Genomic DNA, 9162 nt, shown 5'->3' on the forward strand with positions numbered 1-9162 from the left:
ATGAATTTAATTCCATTAGAATATCGTTCAAAAATTAAATATCAGAAGGAAAAAAGAAGGAATATTGTCATTTCTTTGTTTATATTAGCTATTATGCTTGGTTTTACCCTTTATAACTATAAGAGTATCCTGACTTATCAAGAGGAGATGATAGTTCTTAATAATAGATTGGATTCTCTAAAACCTGTAATGGCAGAGAAGCGATTATTAGATGAGCAGAGAGCAAAACTTAAAGATAAGAAAGAGTTAATCAATAGATTATCCCAAGATATCAGTTACCACCAACTTCTTATAGATCTTAATCGCTTAATCCCTGAAGATGTAGTTTTAAATAATTTTATAATTAATCAGAATCAACACTTACAGATCAATGCTGAAAGCATTAATAATGGCAAGGTTATTAAGACAGTCAATCAGATGGAAGAGTACCCTTACTTTGCTGAAATTAGTCTTAAATATAGTGAGGTTAGAGAAAATAAGGTGGTTTTTGGGATAGAGGGGAGGCTGGATTTATGAGTGATAATATAAGAAGAAAGAGATTAGAATCATTAGCCCCATTAATTTTAGCTATCGTACTATCTTCTTTAATCTACTGCTTTAATATTCAATTAAGTAGGGTCAAGGCTAGAGAATTGAAGTTGGCTGTTAAGCATAAAGAAGATAATATTGAACGATTAAGGCAGCTGGCTCTTAATCCCAAAAAGCAGAGAGTTATGAGAGATGAAGTATTTAAAGAGAAGCTAAGGTTAGACGCTACTGTACCTTCTGAGCTGGGATTGACTAAATTCTTAAAAGATTTAGAAGTATTGATTGCTGATAATCAAATTAATTTGACTAACCTATCACCTCAAGATTTTATAATGGAAGATAATTATATTAAGGCTCCAATTAACTTATTATTTTCAGCAGACTATCAGCGGCTAATAGCTTTCTTCTCCCAATTAGAAGCCATGGATAGGCTGCTGACAGTAGAGAATCTCTCTATCATCAAAGATAAGAGTAATAGTTTGAAGATTAAGACACTATTATATATTTATTCCTTAAAGGAGTGAACTAAAATAGAAGTGAATAGTAAACTTAGCAGGAAGAAAAGAGAGTGGATTATTAAGCAGAAGATAAAGTTAGTCTTATCAATAATTTTAGTAATAGTAGCCATCTTCTTATGGACAAGAATCTTATTAGTAAAGGATAGTAAGCAGCCAGTTACTATAACTAAGACAGAAGAGAAGAATAATACTAGCAGAAAAATAGTCAATCAGATAAGAGAGACTAAGGATCCTAAGGGAAGTAAGCAATATGGACTTAAGAATAGCAAAAGAGAGTCTCCCTTTGCTAAATCAACTAATAGTAAGCTAGAGTTTAGCTACAATAATCAGATCAAAGATAACAGAAAGAATAATATACATCAACTCAATTCAAGTAATTCTCCTTTTGCCTTATTAGGGATTACTAAAAAGGGTAAATCTTCTCTGGCTGTAGTGAAGGTAGAGGATAGGATTTATCTGCTTAGAGAGGGTGAAAGGCTAGAAGATTTTATGATAAAGAAGATAGAGAATAAAGGAATTATATTATTAAGAGATAAGATAGAATATAGATTAGATATAGTCAAATATAGAATTTAATGATGATAGAACTGGGGATAAATCTCCAGTTTTATTTATGGAAAATAGATATTTTCTTGATTTGATCCAATGAGAGCTAATTGGTATATTGCGACACTTTTTCTTTTTTATTTTTCTAGCAATATCTTAGTTTCAAGTTTTACTCAAGAACTTCTGCTTTATTTTAGTTCAGGTTTCGCCTAAACGGCGAGTTACGTTTTTCCTTGATGAAAAAGTAACCAAACCTACGGGTTCATTCTTAGAACCCTTCGTGATAAATCCAATCAAGAAGAAAATTAAACTCACTCAGCAATCAGAATACTAAATAGTATTATTAATCAGATTCTTTAATTAAAACTTGATTAAACTCTAAATTCTAGTTCAATTTTTGCTTCGTTCAAACAGCAATTTTCTTTGGTTTAAAAACATTTCTTAATTTTGAAAGTATCTCAATATCTCTATATTGTATTAATCCTACTCACATCAGAAAATATTATTAGATGACTGATTTAACCATAAGTGTGAAATATTTTATCAATAATAGTATTAATTTATCCAATAATTAAGATAATATAAAAAATATCTCTAATAAAACAGGAATTATAGTCGATAATCAAGAATGTTAAAGAACAAATTACTAGATATGAGCAGTAGAGAAGGAGGAGTAGATGAAGATGCGTTATTTAACAGCAGGAGAGTCCCATGGTAAAGCGATTACAACAATATTGGAAGGTATCCCAGCGAATTTGGAGATAAGCAAAGAGGATATTGATAGAGAGTTGGCTAGAAGACAAGGTGGTTATGGCCGTGGTGGCAGGATGAAAATTGAGACTGATCAGGCCAATGTCTTGTCAGGGATTAGAGGTGGAAAGACTTTAGGAAGCCCTATTACCTTACAGATAGAGAATAGAGATTGGATTAACTGGGAAGAGGTTATGGATCCCTTTGGTGATAGTGGATATAGTCAAGAAGAGTTAGTGATAAAAAAAGAGACTAAGATTAAGCATGTTAAGCCAAAGGTTACCAAGCCCCGTCCAGGTCATGCTGATTTAGCTGGAAGTTTAAAGTATAATCATGAGGATATTCGCAATATTCTAGAAAGAGCTAGTGCTAGAGAGACTGCTATGAGAGTAGCCGTTGGTGCTATTGCTAAGACCTTTCTTAAAAACTTTGGAATTGAAGTAGCTGGTCATGTCTTACAAGTTGGTACTGTAGCTTTAGATAAGAAGTTAGATATGGAATTAGAGGAGCTTAAGGTTAAGAGTGAAGGTTCTCCTTTAAGGTGTGTAGATGAAGAGACTACTAAAGAGATGATTAAGGAGATTGATCGTTGTAAAGAGGCAGGAGACTCTTTGGGAGGAATCTTTGAGATTAGAACTACTAATTTACCAGTTGGTTTAGGCAGCCATGTACAATGGGATCGAAAATTAGATGCCCGCTTGACTATGGCACTGATGAGTATTCAAGCAATCAAAGGTGTAGAAGTCGGTTTAGGTATGGAAGCAGGTAAGCGCTGGGGATCTAAGGTACATGATGAAATCTTTTATGATGATAAATTTTATCGTACTACCAATAATGCAGGAGGAATTGAAGGTGGAATGACCAATGGTGAACCGATCATCTTAAGAGCGGCTATGAAGCCGATTCCTACATTATATCAACCATTATCATCGGTAGATTTAGAGACAAAAGAGAAGTTTAAAGCCAGTGTAGAACGTTCTGATGTTACTGCTGTACCAGCAGCTAGTGTAGTCGGCGAGGCAGTGGTTGCCTTTGAATTGGCTAAAACCTTCTTGGAGAAGTTTGGCGGAGATAGTATGGAAGAGATTAAAGCAAATTATGAAAATTATCTCGCTATGGTAAAGGAGAGATAAGACCATGAATATAGCATTGATTGGATTTATGGGAACGGGAAAAACTACAGTAGCTAAGCTTTTGGCTGAAATCTTAGATTATTGTTTGGTAGATATTGATGAAGAGATAGTTAAAGTTGAGGGAAGATCTATACCAGACATCTTTGCTGAAGAGGGTGAAGAGTACTTTAGAGATGTTGAGAGCAAGGTTACCTTAAATATCTCTCAAGGTGATAAGCAGGTTATCTCAACTGGTGGTGGAGTTGTACTACGAGAAGAGAATATTGATAATTTAAAGAGTAATGGGATAGTAGTTCTATTGAGAGCTACTGCTGAAACTATATTCCAGCGGGTTAAAGATGAAGGGGGGCGTCCACTCTTAGAGGTGGCAGACCCTTTGGCTAAGATTAAGAGCATGTTAGCTGAACGAGCAGATAAGTATAATTGTACTGAGTACCAGATCGATACAGATCAATTATCAGCAGAAGAAGTGGTTGAACAGATATTAAAAGCAGTGAAGAGTGAAGAGTGAAGAGTGTTTGATAATAATTATTGTTTTACTCATTACTCGTTACTGGTCACCCGTCACTGAACTTAAAAGGAGGATAGTATGGAACAGCTTAGAGTAGATTTAGGAGAGAGAAGTTATGATATTAAGATAGGTTATGATATATTAGCTAATGTTGGAGAATATCTCAAGGAACTTAAACTTGGTTCTAAGGTCTTAATTATCACTAATGAGTTGGTAGATAGTTTATATGGTAGAGAAGTTGAGCAGGCTATTAAAGATGCAGGCTTTGGGGTTAGTATTGCTAAAATTGGTGATGGTGAAAAGTACAAATCCTTGGATACTGCTAGAGAACTCTATGACCAAGCAGTAGAGGCTAATTTAGATAGAAGCTCTACAATAGTAGCATTAGGTGGAGGTGTAGTTGGAGACATAGCAGGGTTTATCGCCTCTACCTATATGAGAGGAGTCAATTTTGTACAGATTCCTACCACAGTCTTATCACAGGTTGATAGTAGTGTAGGAGGAAAGGTTGCTGTTAATCATCCCCAAGGGAAGAATCTGATTGGTGCTTTCTATCAGCCTAAGCTAGTAGTAGCTGATGTTAAGGTTTTAAAGACTTTAGAAGAGCGGCAGTTAAAGGCAGGTTTAGTAGAGGTAATTAAGCATGGAATGATTTGGGATGAAGAGTTCTTTCGATTTTTTGAGGATAATAGGGAAGATATCTTAAACTTAAAGCCTGAAGCAATGATTTATGCAGTCAAGAGATCTTGTGAAATCAAAGCAGAAGTTGTTGCCCAAGATGAGAGGGAGATGGGAGTTAGAGCTATCTTAAATTATGGTCATACTATTGGTCATGCTTTAGAGGCTATAACTCATTATCAGAGATATGTCCATGGTGAAGCAGTAGCTATTGGAATTCTAGCAGCAGCTAAGTTGGCTAATAAGTTAGGAATGTTAGATTTAGCTGATGTAACAAGACAAGAGAATATATTGAAAGATTTTGGTCTGCCTGTATCTTTTACTGAGTTAGATAATGATGATATTTTGAAGTCTTTGGCAAAGGATAAAAAAGTTCAAGATGGAGTAATCAGATTTGTTTTATTAGAAGAGATAGGTCGAGTAGTAATTAAGTCTGATTTGCCACATAATATAATTAGAGAAGTATTAGAGGAGTTGAGAGGGTAGCGATGGTTTTAGTAATTCATGGACCTAATTTGAATTTATTAGGGGTTAGAGAGCCTAATGTCTATGGCTTGAAGACTCTAAGTGATATAAATAGTAGCTTGCGGGATATTGCAGCTAAGAAGAGTGTAGAGCTAAAGATTATTCAGTCAAATAGTGAAGGTAAAATTATTGATGTTATTCAGAAGGCTTTTCACCAAGATGTAGATGCAATTATTATCAATCCTGCGGCATATACCCATTATAGTATAGCTATTCGTGATGCTTTGGCAATGCTAGATATTCCCATTATTGAGGTACACTTAAGTAATATCTATAAAAGAGAGGAATTTAGGCATAAGTCAGTTATCTCTCCCGTAGTAACAGGGCAGATTGCAGGCTTTGGAGCAAGTAGTTATATCTTGGCTTTAGAACAAGTGATAAGATTAATTAACAATTAACAATTAACAATGTACAATTTATAATTAGGAGGTGATAGAATGAAAGAAAGAATCTCTAAATTACAAACAGAATTAAAACAAGCAAAATTGGATGCATTATTAATTAATACACCTGAAAATCGCAGATATATGACTGGATTTACTGGAACTGCTGGGACTGTGCTAGTCAGTCAAGAGGAAGCGATTTTAATCACAGATTTTCGTTATACTCAACAAGCAAAACAGCAAGCTCCAGATTATAGAGTAGTTGAGTTTAAGAACTCTAAGCTTGATAAAATTAATGAGTTACTTACGGAACTAAAGGTAGAGACTCTGGGATTTGAAGCTACTTATGAGAATTATAATACATACTTAAATTTTAAAGAGAAGCTAGATGTAGAGTTAAAACCTACTGAGAGTCTAGTCAAGAAATTAAGGATGGTCAAGAGTGCTGAGGAGATCAAAAAGATTAGGAAGGCTGTAGAGATTGCCGATGATGCCTTTACTATGATTAGAGATTTTCTCAAGGTGGGTGTTATTGAGCGTGATGTTGCTTTAGAGTTAGAGTTTTTTATGAAAAGAGCAGGGGCTAGTGATAATGCCTTTGATTTTATCGTTGCATCTGGAGAGCGTTCAGCCTTACCCCATGGAGTAGCTAGTGATAAAAGAATAGCAGCAGGAGACTTTGTAACTATGGACTTTGGTTGTGTCTATGAGGGCTATCATTCAGATATGACTAGAACCGTAATAGTAGGTGCTGAACCTAGCAATAAACATAAGGAAATTTATGAGACAGTTCTCAAAGCACAATTAGAGTCAATCAAAGCAATTAAAGCTGGAATGACTGGCAAGGAAGTAGATCAGATTGCACGTGATATTATCACTGAAGCAGGTTTTGGTGATTACTTTGGTCATGGACTGGGTCATGCTGTAGGCTTAGAAATTCATGAAGGACCAAGACTATCGCCAAAGGGGGATACTGTCTTAGAAGCTGGAATGGTAGTAACAGTAGAACCAGGAATCTATCTGCCTAACTGGGGTGGAGTCAGAATTGAGGATATTGTAGTAGTAACAGAAGATGGTTGTGAGATATTGACTAAATCACCAAAAGAGCTAATAGTAATTGAGAATTGACAATTGAGAATTGACAATGTACAATTAAAAAGCAGATATATAGGTGGTGAGAAGTGAATAGTAAGTAGTAAGCAGTAAAGAATTCTTCTTAACTAATCACCAATTACTGAATTAGAAGGGGGATACATAATGATTTCTACAAGTGATTTTAAGCCAGGAATGACTATTGAAATTGATGGCAAGTTATACTCTATTATGGGCTATGATCATGTTAAACCAGGTAAAGGTGGAGCTTTTTTGCAGACTAAGCTTAGAGAGATAGAGTCTGGAAGAATCATCAATAAACGTTTTAGAGCTGGGGAGAAGGTTAACCAAGCTTATGTTGATACAAGAGAGTATCAATACCTATATAGAAGTGGTGATGACTTTGTCTTTATGGATAAAGAGAGCTATGTACAGCTTACTTTGACTAAAGACCAGATTGGTGACTCTTATAAATACATCAAAGAGAATAGCGATATCCAAGTTCAAATGTATCAGAACAATCCAATTGGTATAGCTGTACCAGATGCAGTAGAGCTAGAGGTAATTCAATCGCCACCTGCTGTTAAAGGAAATACTGTCTCTGGTGGAACTAAGGATGTAACTGTAGAGACTGGAGTAGAGGTTACTGTTCCATTATTTGTTAACAAAGGTGATATTCTAAAGATTGATACAAGTACCGGAGAGTATATGGAGAGAGTTAATAAGTAAGATTAAAGTTTTAAGACTGAGTTTAAGTATAAGGTTAAGGGCGCAGAGATTGCGTCCTTTTTTTGTTGATTTGTAAAACAGTTTACTTATCGATCAATCTTAAAAGAATAAAAAATCAAAAAATTCAAAAAACATTTACAATATATGTATAATATGTTAAGATAATGTTATAAAGATCTTATTACCAAATTAAGAAGTTGTAGCTTGAGCTACTTACAGTGATAATAGCTATACTTCGATTTATATGGTGATTACAGTAATTTATTATCGAGCACTTTAGACTGGATTAGTGGAAAACGATATCCTATACTACTGACACTTCTAAAATTTTAAAAATAATATTTTTGACATTCATCTATACTAGTTATCTTCCTTATGTTCTGCTGATGGTATTGAATCGATTGACACTATTCTTGTGGCAGATATTATTCAAAATAATTCCTCAGCTCTTAATTTGGATGAGATCCAAACAAATTAATTAAGGAGGAAATAGTACAATGAGTAAAAGTTTAACCCAGAAAAGAGTGTTAAGTTTTGCGTTTATGTTCTTGGTTCTGTTCACTTTGTTATTCAGTGTTGGTTTTGCTAAGTCGGTGGATGCTTTTGATTCGGATAATTATTATAGTATTATTGCTAGGCATAGTGGTAAAGGGTTAGAGGTCTATAATTTTTCAACAGAGAACGGTGCGAATATAAATCAATGGGACTATTGGGGTGGAGATAATCAGCAATGGCAGATAATCGATTTAGGAAATGGTTACTATAGTATAATTAATAAATACAGTGGCAAGGCATTGGATGTTTATGAGATGTCTACTGCAAGTGGAGCTAATATAGATCAATGGGAATATTGGGGTGGAGAAGGACAACAGTGGAAAATCGAGGAAACTGTCAGTGGATATTACACTATTACTAGTAGATTGAGTGGAAAGGTATTAGATGTTCTTGATCTCTCTACTGATGATGGTGCTAATGTTATCCAATGGGATAATTATACTGCAGATAATCAATTGTTTGCAATACAACCAGCTTCTAGTAATGGTGGTGGAACAATTACTATTACTGAAACAATTGTGGTTGAAGCTGGAGAAACTTATGATGGTGGAGGAGCTACTATAGTTGCTCAAGGTATGGGTGATGGTAGTCAAGCTGAAGACCAAGATCCTATATTTAGATTAGAAGATGGAGCAACTTTGAAGAATGTTCGTATTGGTGCACCAGGTTGTGATGGTGTGCATACTTATGGTGATGTAACTGTGATGAATGTAGTCTGGGAAGATGTTGGAGAAGATGCGTTAACTGTTAAAGAAAGTGGTAATGTAGTTATTTCTGGTGGTGCAGCCTATAATGCTAGTGATAAGGTATTCCAGATAAATGCTGCTTCTACTTTCACAGTCCAAGGTTTTACAGCTAGTAACTTTGGTAAACTGATTCGTCAGTGTGGGGGGACAACCTTTACAGCTACAATCTATCTTGATGGTGTCACAGTAACCGGTGGAGATGAGTGTATTGCTCGTACCGATAGCAGTACTACTCAATTATATTATAGAGATATAACAGCTTATAGTAATGATGATAGTTTTACATGGTGGATTTTCCCATCGTCATCACAAGTACAAGCCTACTAATAAATTAACTATCAAAATGACCGGATTAAATCCGGTCATTTTCTTTTGTGTGTCTTGTAAATTATAGAGATAGTAAGTGAAAGTCTTACCTATGCTGTTTTGGTCGTATCGGTGTGTGAAACCAACAGTGACAGGGTGTTT

Annotated in this window: 10 protein-coding genes; all 10 read left to right on the plus strand. The window is 35.0% G+C overall.

Annotated features, from left to right (window positions below):
• The 10 genes from BX659_RS17010 (at position 1) to BX659_RS17055 (ending at position 9021) form a co-directional block, all read left to right on the plus strand.
• Positions 1–516, plus strand: a complete 516-nt coding sequence (locus tag BX659_RS17010; RefSeq protein WP_106231951.1) for a PilN domain-containing protein — start codon at positions 1–3, stop codon at positions 514–516.
• Positions 513–1052: a type 4a pilus biogenesis protein PilO gene (gene pilO, locus BX659_RS17015; protein ID WP_106231953.1), complete on the plus strand. Its 540-nt coding sequence runs from the start codon at positions 513–515 to the stop codon at positions 1050–1052. Before BX659_RS17010 ends, pilO begins: the two co-directional genes overlap by 4 nt.
• A 12-nt stretch (positions 1053–1064) precedes the next feature.
• Positions 1065–1622: a hypothetical protein gene (locus BX659_RS17020; RefSeq protein ID WP_097019173.1), complete on the plus strand. Its 558-nt coding sequence runs from the start codon at positions 1065–1067 to the stop codon at positions 1620–1622.
• 653 nt (positions 1623–2275) lie between these two features.
• Entirely contained in the window at positions 2276–3475 is a 1200-nt protein-coding gene (aroC, locus tag BX659_RS17025) for a chorismate synthase (protein ID WP_097019195.1), read from the plus strand.
• 4 nt (positions 3476–3479) lie between these two features.
• The gene (locus BX659_RS17030; RefSeq protein ID WP_097019174.1) at positions 3480–3986 is read left to right on the plus strand and encodes a shikimate kinase; all 507 of its coding nucleotides are present in this window, start codon (positions 3480–3482) and stop codon (positions 3984–3986) included.
• A 78-nt stretch (positions 3987–4064) separates the two neighbouring features.
• The gene (gene aroB / locus BX659_RS17035; RefSeq protein ID WP_097019175.1) at positions 4065–5150 is read left to right on the plus strand and encodes a 3-dehydroquinate synthase; all 1086 of its coding nucleotides are present in this window, start codon (positions 4065–4067) and stop codon (positions 5148–5150) included.
• A 2-nt stretch (positions 5151–5152) separates the two neighbouring features.
• Entirely contained in the window at positions 5153–5587 is a 435-nt protein-coding gene (aroQ, locus tag BX659_RS17040) for a type II 3-dehydroquinate dehydratase (RefSeq protein ID WP_097019176.1), read from the plus strand.
• A 39-nt stretch (positions 5588–5626) separates the two neighbouring features.
• The gene (locus BX659_RS17045) at positions 5627–6700 is read left to right on the plus strand and encodes a M24 family metallopeptidase (RefSeq protein ID WP_097019177.1); all 1074 of its coding nucleotides are present in this window, start codon (positions 5627–5629) and stop codon (positions 6698–6700) included.
• A 129-nt stretch (positions 6701–6829) separates the two neighbouring features.
• Positions 6830–7393, plus strand: a complete 564-nt coding sequence (efp, locus tag BX659_RS17050) for an elongation factor P (protein WP_097019178.1) — start codon at positions 6830–6832, stop codon at positions 7391–7393.
• Positions 7394–7890: 497 nt separating this feature from the next.
• The gene (locus tag BX659_RS17055; RefSeq protein ID WP_216358845.1) at positions 7891–9021 is read left to right on the plus strand and encodes a pectate lyase; all 1131 of its coding nucleotides are present in this window, start codon (positions 7891–7893) and stop codon (positions 9019–9021) included.
• The last annotated feature ends 141 nt before the right edge of the window (positions 9022–9162 follow it).

Source organism: Orenia metallireducens, assembly GCF_003001995.1.
Classification (GTDB): Bacteria; Bacillota; Halanaerobiia; order Halobacteroidales; family Halobacteroidaceae; genus Orenia; species Orenia metallireducens_B.

Coding starts and splice junctions, on each gene's coding strand:
- aroB (WP_097019175.1), top strand. CDS start 4,065: ATGGAACAGCTTAGAGTAGATTTAGGAGAGAGAAGTTATGATATTAAG.
- BX659_RS17045 (WP_097019177.1), top strand. CDS start 5,627: ATGAAAGAAAGAATCTCTAAATTACAAACAGAATTAAAACAAGCAAAA.
- aroC (WP_097019195.1), top strand. CDS start 2,276: ATGCGTTATTTAACAGCAGGAGAGTCCCATGGTAAAGCGATTACAACA.
- efp (WP_097019178.1), top strand. CDS start 6,830: ATGATTTCTACAAGTGATTTTAAGCCAGGAATGACTATTGAAATTGAT.
- BX659_RS17055 (WP_216358845.1), top strand. CDS start 7,891: ATGAGTAAAAGTTTAACCCAGAAAAGAGTGTTAAGTTTTGCGTTTATG.
- aroQ (WP_097019176.1), top strand. CDS start 5,153: ATGGTTTTAGTAATTCATGGACCTAATTTGAATTTATTAGGGGTTAGA.
- BX659_RS17030 (WP_097019174.1), top strand. CDS start 3,480: ATGAATATAGCATTGATTGGATTTATGGGAACGGGAAAAACTACAGTA.
- pilO (WP_106231953.1), top strand. CDS start 513: ATGAGTGATAATATAAGAAGAAAGAGATTAGAATCATTAGCCCCATTA.
- BX659_RS17010 (WP_106231951.1), top strand. CDS start 1: ATGAATTTAATTCCATTAGAATATCGTTCAAAAATTAAATATCAGAAG.